Below are 16,331 nucleotides of genomic sequence, written 5' to 3'. Positions count from 1 at the left end.
ACCCTCCTGCCCCGTCAGCCGATTCTTGAACTCAGCACCAGCCACATTCCAACGGCTTCGACCAAGGAGTAACGGAAATGGCAGTATCACAGAACGGTGGCAGTGTCCCGGAGGTGCTGCCCCACATATCCGACGCGACCCTGCGGGACTCGGCCCACATGGCCGGCGTCGAATTCGGCCCCCGCGACGCCTCGGTCATCGCGGACCTGCTGGTGAAGACCGGCGTGTCCCTCGTCGAGGTCGGGATGGTGTCCGGACCCTCGTCGAAGGACGCCGACCTGGTCCTCACCACGCACGAGACCGTGGGTCCCGAGCGCAGCCTGACCCTGGTCGTGGTGCGCGACCGCCGACAGGTGGAGGAAGCCCTCGACGAGGCGCTGCGCCTGGGCGTGGAGAACGTGATGTTCTCCATCCCCACCTCGGAGGAGCACGCCGCGCTCAAGCTCGCCTCGCCGAGCACCAAGTACCTGATCAACGTGGCGCGCGCCGCGATCGAAGGGGCCAAGGAACGCGGCTTCCACGTCACCTTCAGCGGTGAGGACGGCGCCCGCACCCCCAAGGAGCGGCTGGTCCCGTACGTGACCGCGGGCTTCGAGGCCGGGGCCGACCGGTTCCGGCTCGCGGAGACCGTCGCGTACCTCTCGCCGTGGCAGATGGAGGAGAAGATCGCGGACCTGACCTCGATCGACGGCTCCGAGATCGAGATCCACTCGCACAACATGCTGGGCATGGCGGTGGCGAACTCGCTGGCCGCGGTCCGGGCCGGCGCCCGATGGATCTCGACCACCGTCGGCGGCATCGGCGAGCGCGGCGGCAACGCGCCGCTGGCCGAGCTGCTGACCTCGCTGCGGATCATCCACGGCGACACCCGCTTCGACCTGACCCATCTCACCGAACTCTCCGAGGTGGCGCTCAAGGGCGCCGGGCTCGGTGAGGCCTTCCAGTCCGGCCCCACCACGCCGCACGCCTTCGCGTACGAGCTGCCCGGCCAGCTCACCCACCCCGCGGCGTACGAGACGCTGCCCGCCGAACTCGTCGGCAACAGCCGCGAGCTGCGCGTCCGCACCCGCCTCACCACGGCTCTCGTCAGCTGGGCGCTGGCCGAAGAGGCCACCGGCCTCGACGTCGCCGCCTTCACCACGTGGCTGACCAGGCGACAGAAGGACTCGGGAGCCGAGCTCCTGGACCGGGACGACATCCGCAAGGCCGCCGTCGCCTTCCGGTCGCTCTGACCCGCGGCCCGCACCCCCACCCACCCCGCACCACCGAAACGGAGACATCCATGTCCACCCCGCTCCTCAGCGCCCTCTGCCCCGAGTGCGAGACCGGCCTCTCCACCCCGCCGATGGTCCAGGGCGAGACCCTCGTCTGCCCCGAGTGCATGCTCACGCTGCGCGTCGAGAACGTCCAGGACGACGGCACCCTCTCCCTCGCCATGATCGAAGTGACGCTGCGCGACTGGGGCCAGTGAGCCGCACCACCGGATAGGAGTCCCTCAATGAGCGGCAGCAGCATCGCCATCGTCGCGGACCGGATCGGCTGGGAGGAACGCCGGCTGATCGAGACCGCCCCGGCCTTCGGGCACCGCATCGAGTGGGTCAACGACGAGTCCCTGGCCCTGGGCGCCGAGGATTCCCCGCTCGGTGGTTACGACGTCGTCCTCATCCGCAGCCGGAGCTACACGCGGGGCGGCCTCCTGGCCGTCGAGGCGGAGGCGTCCGGGATCAAGACCCTCAACACGGCCCACGCCATCCATGCCTGCGAGAACAAGCTCGCCCTGCGCACCCTGCTGCGCAAGGCCGGCGTCCCCGTCGCGGACCACCGTCTCGTCCTCTCCCGCAAGGACTTCGACAAGACGCTGAAGGAGCTTCCGCTGCCCCTGGTGCTGAAGCCCGTCTTCGGCGGCATGGGCAAGCGGGTCACGCTCATCCGCGACGCGGACACCGCCCATTCCGTCTACGACTACATCGAGGACCTCGGCCACGGCTTCGAACAGGCCGCCCTGGTCGAGCCGTTCCTCGACGGCGGCAGCTCCGTCCGGTGCTTCGTCGTCGGCCGCGAGCTGATCGCCGCCGCCGAGTTCACCAGCGCCGGCGAGGACTGGCGCAGCAACGCGGCCCTCGGCAACCGCCACCAGGCCATGGACCACGACCCCATGGTCCAGAAGATCGTCGACGGCGTGGTGAACGAACTCGGCGAGGGCATCTACGGCATCGACCTCTTCAAGACGGCCGACGGCTACGTCGTCAACGAAGTCAACCACGCCCCGGCGTTCCGGGCGATCACCTCGGCGACCGGTGTGGACATCCCCTCCGCCGTCAGCCGCTACGTGCAGGAGATCCTCGCATGATCCGTGTCGGAATCGTCGGCGCCTCCGGGCTGGCCGGCGGTGAACTGATCCGCCTGGTCACCCAGCATCCCGAGCTGGAACTGACCTTCCTCGGCGGCTCGTCCAACGTGGGCCGACGCCCCTCCGAGCTCCACCCGGGCCTCCGCCTGGACCTGGGCCTGAGCGTCGAGTCCACCGCGGACACGGACCTGTCGGACCGCTGCGACGTCGTCTTCCTGGCCACGCCCGCCACGGTCTCGGCCGCGCTGGCCGCCCGGCTGGCCGACCAGGTGCCCTGTGTGATCGACCTCAGCGGCGCCTTCCGGATCCGTACCCCGAAGCTGCACGAGCGCTGGTACCCGAAGGTCGAGCGGACGGCCGAACTGGCCGACCGGTTCGTCTACGGCGTCCCGGAGCTCATCGGCGACCAGCTCGTCGACGCCTCGCTGATCTCGCTGCCCGGCTGCTACGCGACCGCCATCACCCTCGGCCTCGCCCCGCTGACGCTCGGGCTCGGCCTGGACCTCAAGACGGTCATGATCGACGGCAAGAGCGGCTCCAGCGGCGGCGGTCTGTCGCTGCGTACCGCGGACCTCCACCCTCTGCGCAACGGCGCCATCGCCCCGTACGCCCCGACCGGGCACCGGCACGCGGCGGAGGTGAGCGACTTCTTCGAGCGGGCCAAGCCCGGCAAGATCTCCTCCCTGTCGATGTCGGCGTACGGCGTCTCGCACGTGCGCGGGCTGCTCGCCAGCTCCTACGTCCTCACCGACGACGAGGTCGACGCCCGCGAACTGCAGCGCGCCTACCTCCGGTTCTACAAGGACAAGCAGTTCGTCCGGGTCCGCCGCAACACCGAGACCCTGATCCCGGTGCCCGACCCGCAGGCGGTGCTCGGCTCCAACTACTGCGACGTCACCGTCATGCACGACCCCGAGGGCGGGCGGATCGTGGTCCTGTCGGCCCTCGACAACATGGTCAAGGGCGCGGCCGGACAGGGCGTCCAGGCGCTGAACCTGCGGTTCGGGCTGGCCGAGGAGACGGGTCTCACGGCACAGCCGGTGATGCCGGCATGACCGCGATCCACAAGACCCCGTACGCCCCCACCGTCGTCAAGCTCGGCGGAAGCTGCCTGGACGACATGTCCGAGGGATGGTGGGACGACCTGGCCGAGCACGGCCGGAACAACCCGCTGATCCTCGTGCACGGCTGGTCCAAGCCGCTGCGCGAGCTGAACCCCCGCTACACGGAGCCGTCCGCGATCCTCCGCGACCGCTACGGCAACCAGAGCCGCTGGACCACCCCCGAGGTGATCGCCGACATCAAGACGGTCAGCGAGAACGTCGGCCGCATCGTCACCGAACGGCTCTCCCGACGCGGCATCACCGTCGAGCGGGTCATCGGCAGCCACGGCCTGGTCCAGGCAGGCGAGGGCGAGCGCTGGTGGTGGCAGGGCAAGCAGCTCGTCGAGCTGGAGAACCTGGTCGGTCCGATCACCGAGGTGACCCCGGCCCGGCTGACGAACCTCCAGCCCGGCCACTGCTACCTCGTCACCCCACTCGCCCGCAACGCGGCCGGGCAGGAGGTCAACACCGACGCCGACCGGGCCGCGGCCGCCATCGCCGGCGCCTCGGCGGCCACGTCGCTGACCCTCGTCACCGACGTGGAGCACCTCCTGATCGACGGCGAGCCGGTCCGCCGGATCAGCGCCGACGTCGCCGCCGAATTCCGCGACCGCGGCGCCACCGGCGGCATGAGGAAGAAGCTGCGGGCCGCCGGCGAGGCCCTGGACCGAGGCGTCCAGCGGGTCGTCATCGGCAGCGCGCCGGTCAGCCGACTGCTCGCCGAGTCCACCGGAACCGTCATCACGAGATCGTGACACCCGACCATCGAGAGGAGCAGAACTCGTGGCGACTTCCCGGGTTCTCGTAGTCAACAACGGAACGCTCTCCCTGCCGCAGCTGCGCAAGCGCTTCGAGGACCTGGGCTCCGAGACCGACGTGGTGAGCGCCGCCTCGGTCCCCGCCCGCCTGGACCCCAAGTACCAGGCCATCGCCCTGAGCGGCACCAAGGTCCGCGCCTTCGACGGCGACTACTACAAGCCGCTGATCGATCTGGTGATGGGCGCCAAGGTGCCGGTCTTCGGGATCTGCGGCGGTATGCAGATCATCGCGGTCGCCAACGGCGGGGAGCTGAAGGAGGGCACCCAGCGCGTCGGCGGCTACGACGTGCAGGTCGACAAGGAGGAACCGATCTTCTCCCACGTCAAGCCGACCGTGACGGTCTTCCACCGCCACACCCTGTACCTGCAGGCCGCGCCGGCCGGCTTCCGGGCCATCGGCCGCTCCGAGCACGCCCCCGTCGAGTTCCTGCGCTCCGACGACGGCCGCGTCTTCGGCGCCCAGGCCCACCTGGAGTTCCGTAGCGACGGCATGGAGATCCTGCGCGGCTTCGCGGAGATCTACCAGCAGTGACCGACCGCGCCCAGCGGTCTCACCCCAAGACCGGTGTGCCGCGCGGCAGGCTCCAACTCTCCCCCGCCCGCCTGCCGCGCGGCACGCCGACACCTCCCCGTACGACAAGCCTTCCCGAGCCGATTACGAGGTCAACGGCAATGAACTCTCCGAAGGGAACGACCGAAGTGGAAACATCCCAGGACCCCGCGTTCGTCGTGTCGCTGAACGGCAGCGGCGGCCCGCTCAAGGGCTGGGTCGTCGTCGACTCGCTGTACGACGGTCTGGCCATGGGGGGCACCCGGATGACCCCCGGCGTCACCCAGGAGGAGGTGGCCGGCCTCGCCCGGGACATGACGCACAAGTTCACCCTCGCCGGCCTGCCCATCGGCGGCGCCAAGGCCGGCATCGCCTCCGACGGCAGCAACCGCGAGGAGACCTTCCGCACGTTCGGCCGCACCGTCAAGCCGCTGCTGCACGGCGGCATCCACCTCGGCATCGACATGGGCGTCACGCCCGCCGACCGTGCCGTCTTCTTCGACGAAGCCGGGTACGACCCGCGCTACCGGCTCGGCGCCCCGGACATGCCGATCGACTGGCGCACCTACTACGAGCCGCTGATCGACTGCACCGGGCACGGCGTCGGCGTCGCCGCGATCACCGCTCTGGAGGCGAGCGGCCGCAAGGGGCCGGCCCGGGTCGTGGTGCAGGGATTCGGCGCCGTGGGCCGCGCGGTCGCGCACTTCCTGGAGGAGCGCGGGCACACCGTCGTCGGCGTGGCCGACGTCCAGGGCACGATCAGCGCGGACCGGCTGCCGGTGTCCGACCTCGTGGCGATCACCGACGAGTTCGGGAAGATCGACCGGTCGCGGCTGCCCCAGGGCGTCACCGTGTCCGACGAGCGGGACGCCTGGCTGGACGTGGAAGCCGACCTGCTGATCCTCGCGGCGCAGAAGCACGCGATCAACGCCGAGAACGCGCACCGGGTACGGGCCGGCCTGGTGGTCGAGGGCGGCAACCTCAGCTCCAGCACCGAGGCGAAGGAGAAGGTGCGGGCCTCGGGCACCGTCCTCGTGCCCGGCGTGATCGCCAACATCGGCGGGGCCGCCTCGGCCGCCCTGGCCGTCACCCGGGTCGTCCCCTTCGACCTGCCGGCGGACGCCCGCAAGGCGTGGGTCTTCGACTGGGTCGGTTCCTGTGTGCGCCGCAACACCCGGGATCTCCTGGAGATCGCCGCGGCGCACGCGGGCGACCCGCTGCCGCCCCTGCTCGCCGCCCGCAGGAAGGACCGTTCGTGACCACCGAGGTCAAGGAAGCGCCGGAGGCACCGGCGCCCCGCATCGTCGACGGAGTCGTCCTCACCCGCGAGACGATGCCCGTCATCGAGATCACCAGCCCCATGCCCGACGGCCGCGAGGCCCGCGAGGCCCTCTACTACCAGCGCGGCTGGTGGCGGAGCGAGACCTTCCTCGACGACCTGCGCCGCCAGGCCCGGCTCCGCCCGCACAAGCTGGCCGTGGCCGCCCGACGCATCAAGGAGGCCCGCACCGACACCCTCGACTACATCGAGCTGAAGCAGCTCACCGACCGGTTCGCCGGCGGCCTGGTCGAACTGGGCGTCCAGCCGGGCGACTTCGTCGCCGTCCAGCTCCCCAACCGGTGGGAGATGGTGCCGCTGCTGTACGCGTGCATCCGCGTCGGCGCCGTCATCTGCCCCATCGACCCGACCACGCCCGAGGAGCCGCTGCGCCACCGGCTCTCCCTCACCGGGGCCCGCGTGATCGTGACCATGCCGGACTGGGAGGGCAACCCGCTCGGCGAGACCGCGGACCGGCTGCGGCGGGAACTGCCCGGCCTGGAGCACGTGGTGATCGTCGACGGCACCACCCCCGAGGGGTGCCTCGACTTCCGCCGCCACTTCATCGACACCGTCTGGGAGGACGTGCACGACGACCTCGCCGGGCGTGAGCGCGGCCCCGACGACCCGTTCGTGGTGCTCTTCACCTCCGGCACCACCGGCGAGTCGAAGGGCGTGCTGCACAGCCAGAACACGGTCCACTCGGCCATCCGAGGCTATGTCGACACCTTCCTCCTCGACGAGCACCTGGTCGCCGCCGTGACCACCCCGCTGGTCCACTACTCCGGCTTCGGCCAGGGCATCCTCGCCAGCGTCATGCTCGGCGGCACGATCGCCTTCCAGGACCGCAGGAAGAACGAGGTGCTGCTCGACCTCGTGCAGAAGTACGGGGCGACCCTGCTGTACGGTCCACCGCCGACGCTCACCGACATCGCCCAGTCGCAGCGGGTCGAGCCGCGCGACGTGCACACCCTGCGGCACGTCGTCACCGGCTCGGCGCAGGTCCTCCAACCCCTGGTGGACGAGCTCCGCGAGATGCTCGGCGCCCGTACGTACTCACTGTGGGGCATGTCCGAGAACGGCCCCGTCACCATCACCAAGCTGGACTACAACCAGGACTGGGCAGCGCACAGCAACGGCCGTCCGATCGACTCGATGGAGATCCGGATCGACAAGTGCATCAACCCGACCGAGCGGGGCCCCGTCGGCCGGCTCCGGGTGCGCGGCGCGTCCCAGGCACTCGGCTACTACAAGCGGGACGCGGAGTACGACGCGTTGATCCTGGACGACGGCTGGTTCGACACCGGCGACGTGGCCCGCGACGACGGCCGCGGCGGCATCCGCATCCTGTGCCGGGCGAGCGACGCCATCAAGCGCGACGGCATGGTCGTCCCGCTGGCCGAGATCGAGTCGACGATCAACCGGCACCCGAAGGTCGTCGAGACCACCCTCGTCGGCCCCACGGGCCGGGTCGAGGACCCGATCCTGGCGGTCGTCGTGCCCGCCGGCGACGAACACCCGACGTTGGAGGAGCTGCGCTCCTACCTGCGCGAGACGGAGCTCGACGAGCGGTTCCTGCCGGACCGCCTCGAGGTCGTCGCCGCCCTGCCCAAGACCCTCACCGGCAAGGTCCGGAAGAAGGTCCTCCGCGACCTGTACGGCGAGGCGTGAGCACCGTGCCCGAAGCCAACCAGGTCACCATGTCGGCGACGCTCGCCGCCGACGAGGCCATCGCCCGCCGCCGCGCCGCCGGCGAGTCCGTCCTCTCCATGGCGAGCGGCGAGATCGGCCTGCCGGTCCACCCCGGCCTGCGGTCCCGGCTCGCCGACGCCGCGGAGCTCGGCTCGTACGGCCCCGTCGCCGGCAGCCCCGAGCTTCGCGAGGCCGCCGCCGGTTACTGGGGCCGGCGCGGTCTCGCCACCACCCCGGACCAGGTCGTGTGCGGCCCCGGGAGCAAGCCGATGCTCTTCGGCCTGCTCCTGGCGGTCGGCGGCGACGTCGTCATCCCCATGCCCAGCTGGGTCAGTTACGCGGCGCAGGCCGGTCTCATCGGCGTCCGCCACTTCCCCGTCCCGGTCCTGCCGGGCCAGGGCGGGGTGCCCGACCCCGACCGGCTGCGCGAGACGGTCACCGCCGCCCGCGCCGCCGGCCACGACCCGCGTTCCGTCATCGTCACCCTGCCGGACAACCCGACCGGGTCGATCGCCGCCCCCGAGACCGTACGGCGGCTCGCGGAGGCGGCCCGGGAGCTGGACCTCGTCGTCATCTCCGACGAGATCTACTGCGACCTCGTGTACGACCCGGTGGCCACGCCCGCCGTCTCCCCGGCGGTCTTCGCCCCCGAGCGGACCGTCGTCACCACCGGCCTCACCAAAAACCTCGCGATCGGCGGCTGGCGGACCGGCGTGGCCCGGCTACCGGACGGCGAGACCGGGCAGCGGCTGGGGGAGCGGCTGGTGAGCGTGGCCAGCCAGATCTGGTCCAGCCCCGCCGCTCCCGTACAGGCCGCCGCCGCGTACGCCTTCGCCGAGCCCGACGAGATCGTGGAGCACATCGCCGCGAGCCGCCGCCTCCACGAGACGGTGGCCCGGGCGATGGCCGAGCGGTTCGCCGCCGCCGGAGCGGTCCTGGAACCGGTCGTGGCGACCTGCTACCTGTACCCGGACTTCGAGCCGCTCCGCGCCCACCTGGCTGAGGCCCACGGAGTACGCACCGGCGCCGACCTCGCCGGACTGCTCGTCGAGCGGTACGGCGTGGGGCTGCTGCCCGCGAGCGCCTTCGGCGAGGCGGAGGAGTCGCTGCGGCTGAGGGTGGCCACCAGCCGCCTCTACGGCGACACCGAGGAGCGGTGCCGGGCGGCCCTCCACGCCGAGGACCCGCTCGCGCTCGACTGGATCCGCGCCTCCCTCGACCGGGTCGAGGAAGTCCTCGGAGACCTCACGGCGGGCGCCGCCGTACCGCACCTCACCTGACTCCCCCTTCCAGCTTCCGGACGCCGGCTCCCCTGCGGGCGTCCGGAACCCTTCCCCGGCGGCTCTGCCGCCGCCCCCGGCCTAGGAGGGCCGACCGACATGTCCATCTCCATCCTGTTCGAAGCCGAATACAAGGGCGAGCGGTACGCGGGGTTCGAGAAGCCGGCCGCCGATCAGCCGCTGACCCTCTTCCCGGTCGCCGACGGCCGGCTCCAGGCGGAGTTCATCGCCGCCACCACCCCCGAGGCCGTCATCGCCTCCGTCACCGGCGGGGGCGGGCAGATCACCGTCGCCGCCGACGACCCCGAGCTGCGCTTCCTGCCGCCGCTGCTCCCCGGCTCCGGGAACGCGCTCCTCAGCGGCTTCATGCGCACCCACAGGTCCAAGTTCGAGGACGAGCCCACCGACGAGACCGAGTTCGTCGCCCCCAACTGGTTCTTCAAGGGCTTCGGCTCCTGGATCCGGATGCCCGAGGAAGACCTCGTCGTCCCGGAGAAGGCCGTCGCGCTGATCGAGGAGCCCGAGGTCGCCCTCGTGTACGTCAACGACGACAACGGCGACCCGCACTACGTCGGCTACACCTTCGGCAACGACCTGTGCGACATCGGCCTGCACCGGCTGAACCCGGGCTGGAACCCGTACTGCAAGCTCAGCGACACGTCCCTCTCGCCCTTCGTCTTCCTCGGCACCCCGCCGACCACCGTCACCGGCCGGGTCACCATCGAACGTGACGGCGTGTCCGCCTGGGAGGGCACCTTCGACTGCGGCGAGAGCGCCCTCTACTTCAAGGTCCGGGACATGACGGACCACCTCTTCACCTACCCGGCGATCCGCCGCCCCGGGATGGTCAACTACGTCCTCCTCGGCGCCGACGAGGCCAGCTTCCACGACGGCTTCCGCATCGCCGACGGCGACCGCGTGGTCATCGACGTCAAGAGCCACGGCGTGAGCTTCGCCAACTCTGTCCGGTTCGGCAGGGAGGCCGACCGCGTCGGCAGCGCCGACCGTGCCGCCGAGGCCGCGGCATAGCACCGAGCGACCCGGACCCCTTCCCTGCGGGGGGGGTCCGTTCCCCCTCCCCCATCGACCCCCGGCCCCCGACGCCGGCAAGGAGGACGAGCCATGAGCACCACCCAGGAGAACCCGTTCGACCTGCTGGTACGCCGGATGACGTGGGAGGCCGACGACGTCCTGTCCGTCGAACTCGTGCGCCCCGACGGAAAGCCGCTCCCCGACTGGGCGCCGGGCGCGCACATCGACCTGTACTCCGGTGACCTGATCCGGCAGTACAGCCTCTGCGGCGACCCCGCGGACACCGCGCACTATCGCATCGCGGTCCTCAAGTCGCCCGAGTCACGTGGCGGTTCCTCCTTCGTCCACGACGAGCTGCGACCCGGCGCGACCGTCACCGTGCGCGGCCCCCGCAACCACTTCGCGCTCGCCGACGCCGACGCGTACGTGTTCGTGGCCGGCGGCATCGGCGTCACCCCGCTGCTCGCCCAGGCCCGGGAGGCCGCTGTGCGCGGCAAGCCCTGGCAGCTCTGGTACGCCGGCCGGTCCCGCTCCACGATGGCCTTCGGCGAGGAGCTCACCGCCCTCGCCGCGCACGGCGGCGCCCTGGAACTGCACCCCAAGGACGAGCGCGGCCGCATGGACCTCCGGCAGGTCCTCGGGCAGCTCCCCGAGGGCGCCCACGTCTACTGCTGCGGCCCGCAGGCCCTGATGGACGGCGCCCTGGAGGTCTGCGCAGAGCTCGGGATCGCCGACCGGCTGCACGTCGAACGCTTCGCCGGCGTCACCGCCCCGGCCCTCGAAGGCGGCGAGGCCTCCTTCGAGGTCGAGTGCGTCCGCTCCGGGCAGACCGTCACCGTCGGCCCCGACGAGTCGATCGTCGACGTCCTCGACGACGCCGGGATCTACGTGGACGCCTCCTGCCGCGAGGGCGTCTGCGGCACCTGTGAGACCGGTGTCCTCGGCGGAGTCCCTGAACACCGGGACTCCCTGCTCAGTCCGGCGGAGCAGGAGGCCGGCGACGTGATGATGATCTGCGTCTCGCGGTGCGCATCGAAGCGCCTGGTCCTCGACGTCTGAGACCCCGCCCGTCTCCGCGCCACCCATCCCCCCCACCTCCAGAACGGCCCCGCGCCACCCACCAGCACTCCGACGCGCATCCATCCAAGGAGAGAGTTCCGTGAGCATCGAGAGCCTCGCCAGACCGGGCACCGCCGCATCACCCGGTACCGGAAACGGCACCACGGCCGGCGGCACGGCCCCCGCGGCGTCGACCGCGCCCCGCGTGAGCCGGCTGCCCACGCTGACCGGCCTGCGCTTCCCGGTCGCGCTGCTGGTGTTCCTCTTCCACGCGGTCCTGCCCTTCGCCAGCATCCGGATCTTCGCCGACTCCGGCGTGGAGCGTGGCATCTACCACTCGCTCGGCATGGTCGCGGGTCTCACCATGCCGTTCTGGTTCATGCTGAGCGGCTTCATCCTGATCTGGTCCGCCCGCGAGGGCGACACGGCCACGGCGTTCTGGCGCCGCCGCTTCGCCAAGATCGTCCCGCCGTACATCGTGGCGTGGGTCGTCGCCCTGGTTCTCGTCGACGGTGTCGACGGCGCGCCCACCACTCCGCTCCAGGGCTTCCTCAGCTTCTTCATGCTGCAGTCCTGGGTGCCGGACGTCGCCACCAACTTCGCCGTCAACAACGTGAGTTGGTCCCTGTCGACCGAGGCGTTCTTCTACATCGCCTTCCCGGCCCTGTTCCTGGTGCTCAAGAAGATACCCGCGCACCGGCTCAAGTACTGGATCGGCGGCGTCATCGCCGCCATCGCCGCGACTCCGCTGGTCACGTACGCGATCATCCCCGTCGGCACCGAGGTCGTCCCCAACGAGCCCGGTCAGTCCGCCCACTACTTCTGGTTCGCCTACGTCCTGCCCGCCGGCCGGCTCCTCGACTTCGCGCTCGGAATGCTCGTCGGCCGCGCCGTCGTCCTCGGCCGCTGGCGCAACATCGGCATGACCTGGTCGCTCCTGCTGGTCGCCGTCACCTACGTCGCCGGCCTGTACGTGCCGTGGCTGTGGGGCATCCGCCTGATCTGCGTCGTCCCGGCCGCGCTGCTGATCGCCGCCGGTGCCATGGCCGACAACGAGGGCCGGTTCACGCTCTTCCGCAACCGGCCGATGGTCTGGCTCGGCGAGATCTCCTTCGCCTTCTACCTGGTCCACTTCACGGTCCTGGAGTACACCCGCCACCTCCTCGGCGACCAGCTCTACGACACCCCGACCGCCCTCGGGATCCTCCTCGGCGAGCTCGTCGTCTCCGTCCTCCTCGCCTGGGCGCTGTACTCCTGGGTGGAGGTCCCGCTCACTCGCCGCTGGTCGCGCTCCCGCAAGGACCGGGAGGCCGCGGAGGCGGCGAGGGCCGCCAGGGCCGCGGCCGCCGCGGAGGCAGCCGTCGGCACCATCCCGGTGTCCGCCGGGACCGACGGGAGGAAGAACCTGTGAGCACCGACGCCGTCCAGCTGCTCACCCCCGAGGGCCGGCGCGTCCGGCACCCCGACTACGACATCGACCTCAGCCACGAGGAACTGCGCGGCCTCTACCGCGACATGGTCCTCGCCCGCCGCGTCGACGGCGAAGGCGTCACCCTCCAGCGCCAGGGCGAGCTCGGCCTGTGGCCCTCGCTGCTCGGCCAGGAGGCCGCCCAGGTCGGCTCCGCCCGCGCCCTCGACGCCGACGACCACGTCTTCCCGAGCTACCGCGACCACGCCGTCGCGCTCTGCCGGGACGTAAACCCGGCAAACCTGCTCGCCATGTTCCGGGGCGTCAACAACGGCGGCTGGGACCCCACCGAACGCGGCTTCCACCTCTACACCCTGGTCATCGGCTCGCAGACGCTGCACGCCACCGGTTACGCGATGGGCGTCGCCAAGGACGGCGCCGAGACCGCCGTGATCGCCTACTTCGGTGATGGCGCCACCAGCCAGGGCGACGTCAGCGAGGCGTTCAACTTCGCCGCCGTCTACAACGCGCCGGTGGTGTTCTTCTGCCAGAACAACCAGTGGGCGATCTCCGAGCCCACCGAGCGGCAGACCCGTGTCCCGATCCACCGGCGCGCCGACGGCTTCGGCTTCCCCGGCGTCCGCGTCGACGGCAACGACGTCCTCGCCTGCCTGGCCGTGACCAGGGCGGCCCTGGAGCGGGCCCGCCGCGGCGAGGGCCCGATGCTCGTCGAGGCGTTCACCTACCGCATGGGCGCCCACACCACCTCCGACGACCCCACCAAGTACCGGGACTCCGCCGAGGTGGAGGAGTGGGCGGGCCGGGACCCGATCGCCCGTCTCAAGGCCCATCTGCTCGACCTCGGCGCCGCCGACGAACCGTACTTCGACTCCGTCGACCAGGAGGCCGGCGAGCTGGCGCAGCGCCTTCGCGCACAGGTGCGCTCCATGCCCGCCCCCGACACCGAGGCGATCTTCGAGCACGTCTACGCGGACCAGCACGCGCTGGTCGACGAGGAACGCGCCGCGTTCCGCCACTACGAGGCGTCCTTCGCCGCGACAGGAGGGAACTGAGATGACGACCCTCACGGTCACGCGCGCGACGGACGGGGCGAGCCCCGCGGCGCGGACGCTGCCCCTGGGCCGGGCCATCAACGAGGCGCTGCGCGCCGCGATGGAGCAGGACCCCAAGGTCCTCGTCATGGGCGAGGACGTCGGCAGGCTCGGCGGTGTCTTCCGGATCACCGACGGCCTGCAGAAGGACTTCGGCGAGAGCCGGGTGATGGACACCCCGCTCGCCGAGTCCGGCATCGTCGGCACCGCGATCGGTCTGGCCCTGCGCGGCTACCGGCCGGTCGTGGAGATCCAGTTCGACGGCTTCGTCTTCCCCGGATACGACCAGATCGTCACCCAGCTGGCGAAGATGCACGCCCGCTCGCTGGGCCGGATCAAGCTGCCGGTCGTCATCCGCATCCCGTACGGCGGCGGCATCGGCGCGGTCGAGCACCACTCCGAGTCCCCCGAGGCGCTCTTCGCGCACGTCGCGGGCCTCCGGATCGTGTCCCCGTCGAACGCCCGCGACGCGTACTGGATGCTCCGGCAGGCGATCGCGTCCGACGACCCGGTCATCTTCTTCGAGCCCAAGCGCCGCTACTACGAGAAGGGCGAGGTCGACACGGAGGCCGTCCCCGGTGACCCGCACCGCGCCCAGGTGGTCCGCGAGGGCCGGGACGCCACGCTCGTCGCGTACGGACCGACCGTGAAGACCTGCCTGGACAGCGCCGCCGAGGCGGAGCGCGAGGGCCGCAGCCTGGAGGTGGTCGACCTGCGGTCGGTCTCCCCGATCGACTTCGACACCATCCAGGCATCGGTGGAGAAGACCGGCCGGCTCGTCGTCGTCCACGAGGCACCCGTCTTCTTCGGCTCCGGCGCGGAGATCGCCGCCCGGATCACCGAGCGCTGCTTCCACCACCTGGAGGCCCCCGTCCTGCGGGTCGGCGGCTACCACGCCCCGTACCCGCCGGCACGCCTGGAGGACGAGTACCTGCCCGGGCTCGACCGCGTGCTCGACGCCGTCGACCGCTCGCTGGCGTACTGAGGAGAGCACCGTGACCGAACAGCACGTCCGCGAGTTCACGATGCCCGACGTGGGCGAGGGGCTCACCGAGGCCGAGATCCTCACCTGGTACGTCAAGCCCGGCGACACCGTCACCGACGGCCAGGTGGTGTGCGAGGTCGAGACCGCGAAGGCCGCCGTCGAGCTGCCGATCCCGTACGACGGAGTAGTGCACGAGCTGTACCACCCAGAGGGCGCCTCGGTCGACGTCGGCCGGCCGATCATCTCCGTGGCGACGACCGTCGCGGCTCCGGTGGCCGCCGCGGCTCCCTCGGGTTCCACGCCCCCCGCTGCTCCCGCCCGGGAGCCGGTCCTCGTGGGCTACGGCGTCTCCGAAGGCCCGACCCGCCGCCGCCCGCGCAAGCAGGGAGCGGCCGCCACCGCCGTACCGGAACGGGGCCCGCGGCCGACCACGACTCCGGCACCGGCTGCGGCTGCGGCACCGGCACGGCCGCTGGCCAAGCCCTTGGTGCGCAAGCTCGCCAAGGACCTCGGCGTCGATCTGGCGACGGTCACCCCGACCGGCCCGGACGGGATCATCACCCGTGAGGACGTTCACCGCGCGGCGGCCCCGGCCCCGCAGCCGCAGCCGTGGCCCGAGCCGCCGCTCACCGCTCCGGAGCCCACGCCGGCCCCTGACCCGGTGGCGGCCCCCGTCGCGGAGGCCTCCGCCGGCGCCCGAGCGACCCGTATCCCCGTGAAGGGCGTACGGAGGGCCACGGCCCGGGCCATGGTGGCGAGCGCCTTCTCCGCCCCGCACGTCACCGAGTTCGTGACGGTCGACGTGACGCGCACGATGAAGCTCGTCGAGGAGCTGAAGTCCGACCCCGGCATGACCGGCCTCCGTGTCACCCCGCTCCTCCTCGTCGCGAAGGCCCTGCTCGTCGCGATCAAGCGCAATCCCGAGATCAACGCGTCCTGGGACGAGGTGAACCAGGAGATCGTCATCCGTCACGACGTGAACCTGGGCATCGCCGCGGCCACCCCGCGCGGCCTCGTCGTGCCGAACATCAAGGACGCCCACGCCAAGACGCTCTCCCGTCTCGCCGGCGACCTCGGCGACCTCGTGGCAGCGGCCAAGGCGGGCAGGACCCCGCCCTCGGCCATGGCGGACGGCACCGTGACCATCACCAACATCGGCGTCTTCGGCGTCGACACCGGCACACCGATCCTCAACCCCGGGGAGGCGGCGATCCTCGCCGTCGGCGCTGTCAAGACCCGGCCCTGGGTGCAAAAGGGAAAGGTGAGGCCACGCCAGATCACCACCCTCGCCCTCTCCTTCGACCACCGGCTGGTCGACGGCGAGCTGGGCTCCAAGGTCCTCGCCGACGTGGCCGGACTCCTCGAACGGCCCAAGCGGTTCCTGACCTGGGGGTGAGGGACTTCCGTCAGACGTGCCAGCGAACTCACCTACCGACGATGGGGACTCACATGAAGAACGGCGTGCAACACAGCGCGGGGGCCGGGTGGTTGTCCGCCCCCTTCTCGCCCCGGTCAGAAGGGGGGTTCGGCACCGCCGTCGAGCACGTCACGGGCGCGCAGGCCCTCATCCGTTCTCTCGAGGAAGTGGGCGCCGACACCGTCTTCGGTATCCCCGGCGGCTGCA

The 16,331-nt window shown here is 71.4% G+C and carries 15 protein-coding genes; all 15 read left to right on the top strand.

Going from position 1 to position 16,331, the window contains the following annotated elements; all coding sequences use genetic code 11:
- Window positions 1-77 precede the first annotated feature (77 nt).
- The 15 genes from ACFWUY_RS25190 (at window position 78) to ACFWUY_RS25120 (ending at window position 16,103) form a co-directional block, all read left to right on the top strand.
- On the top strand, window positions 78-1,232 hold the full coding sequence (locus ACFWUY_RS25190) for an isopropylmalate synthase (protein ID WP_384113297.1): 1,155 nt from the start codon (window positions 78-80) through the stop codon (window positions 1,230-1,232).
- Between the two features lie 50 nt (window positions 1,233-1,282).
- Window positions 1,283-1,471 (top strand): lysine biosynthesis protein LysW, encoded by a 189-nt coding sequence (locus ACFWUY_RS25185; protein ID WP_384113294.1) that lies wholly within the window; start codon window positions 1,283-1,285, stop codon window positions 1,469-1,471.
- Window positions 1,472-1,498: 27 nt separating this feature from the next.
- Entirely contained in the window at window positions 1,499-2,350 is an 852-nt protein-coding gene (locus ACFWUY_RS25180) for a RimK family alpha-L-glutamate ligase (protein ID WP_384113291.1), read from the top strand.
- Window positions 2,347-3,405, top strand: coding sequence for an N-acetyl-gamma-glutamyl-phosphate reductase (gene argC, locus ACFWUY_RS25175; protein ID WP_384113288.1), 1,059 nt, complete (start codon window positions 2,347-2,349; stop codon window positions 3,403-3,405). Before ACFWUY_RS25180 ends, argC begins: the two co-directional genes overlap by 4 nt.
- Window positions 3,402-4,208, top strand: coding sequence for an acetylglutamate kinase (locus tag ACFWUY_RS25170; protein WP_384113285.1), 807 nt, complete (start codon window positions 3,402-3,404; stop codon window positions 4,206-4,208). The genes argC and ACFWUY_RS25170 overlap by 4 nt, the downstream gene beginning before the upstream one ends.
- A gap of 28 nt (window positions 4,209-4,236) precedes the next feature.
- A complete protein-coding gene (locus ACFWUY_RS25165; RefSeq protein WP_384113283.1) occupies window positions 4,237-4,803 on the top strand; it encodes a type 1 glutamine amidotransferase in 567 nt (188 codons plus the stop codon).
- 167 nt (window positions 4,804-4,970) lie between these two features.
- Window positions 4,971-6,080 carry a Glu/Leu/Phe/Val dehydrogenase dimerization domain-containing protein gene (locus ACFWUY_RS25160; protein WP_384113280.1) on the top strand — a complete coding sequence of 370 codons (1,110 nt, stop codon included), beginning with the start codon at window positions 4,971-4,973 and terminating at the stop codon, window positions 6,078-6,080.
- Window positions 6,077-7,810, top strand: a complete 1,734-nt coding sequence (locus ACFWUY_RS25155; RefSeq protein ID WP_384113277.1) for an AMP-binding protein — start codon at window positions 6,077-6,079, stop codon at window positions 7,808-7,810. The genes ACFWUY_RS25160 and ACFWUY_RS25155 overlap by 4 nt, the downstream gene beginning before the upstream one ends.
- 29 nt (window positions 7,811-7,839) lie before the next feature.
- Window positions 7,840-9,111 carry a pyridoxal phosphate-dependent aminotransferase gene (locus tag ACFWUY_RS25150; RefSeq protein ID WP_384113594.1) on the top strand — a complete coding sequence of 424 codons (1,272 nt, stop codon included), beginning with the start codon at window positions 7,840-7,842 and terminating at the stop codon, window positions 9,109-9,111.
- A 99-nt stretch (window positions 9,112-9,210) separates the two neighbouring features.
- Window positions 9,211-10,140, top strand: coding sequence for a fumarylacetoacetate (FAA) hydrolase (locus ACFWUY_RS25145; RefSeq protein ID WP_384113274.1), 930 nt, complete (start codon window positions 9,211-9,213; stop codon window positions 10,138-10,140).
- A 93-nt stretch (window positions 10,141-10,233) separates the two neighbouring features.
- A complete protein-coding gene (locus ACFWUY_RS25140) occupies window positions 10,234-11,202 on the top strand; it encodes a PDR/VanB family oxidoreductase (RefSeq protein WP_384113271.1) in 969 nt (322 codons plus the stop codon).
- Window positions 11,203-11,302: 100 nt separating this feature from the next.
- On the top strand, window positions 11,303-12,613 hold the full coding sequence (locus ACFWUY_RS25135; protein WP_384113268.1) for an acyltransferase family protein: 1,311 nt from the start codon (window positions 11,303-11,305) through the stop codon (window positions 12,611-12,613).
- A complete protein-coding gene (gene pdhA, locus ACFWUY_RS25130) occupies window positions 12,610-13,683 on the top strand; it encodes a pyruvate dehydrogenase (acetyl-transferring) E1 component subunit alpha (RefSeq protein ID WP_384113265.1) in 1,074 nt (357 codons plus the stop codon). The genes ACFWUY_RS25135 and pdhA overlap by 4 nt, the downstream gene beginning before the upstream one ends.
- A 1-nt stretch (window position 13,684) precedes the next feature.
- Window positions 13,685-14,707 (top strand): alpha-ketoacid dehydrogenase subunit beta, encoded by a 1,023-nt coding sequence (locus tag ACFWUY_RS25125; RefSeq protein WP_384113259.1) that lies wholly within the window; start codon window positions 13,685-13,687, stop codon window positions 14,705-14,707.
- A 40-nt stretch (window positions 14,708-14,747) separates the two neighbouring features.
- Window positions 14,748-16,103 carry a dihydrolipoamide acetyltransferase family protein gene (locus ACFWUY_RS25120; RefSeq protein ID WP_384113591.1) on the top strand — a complete coding sequence of 452 codons (1,356 nt, stop codon included), beginning with the start codon at window positions 14,748-14,750 and terminating at the stop codon, window positions 16,101-16,103.
- Window positions 16,104-16,331 lie beyond the last annotated feature (228 nt).

Origin of the sequence: Streptomyces sp. NPDC058664, assembly GCF_042716635.1 — a bacterium.
Taxonomy (GTDB): Bacteria; Actinomycetota; Actinomycetes; order Streptomycetales; family Streptomycetaceae; genus Streptomyces.
Note: the sequence above shows the minus strand (reverse complement) of the source record. Positions and strands in the feature narration are given on the sequence as shown.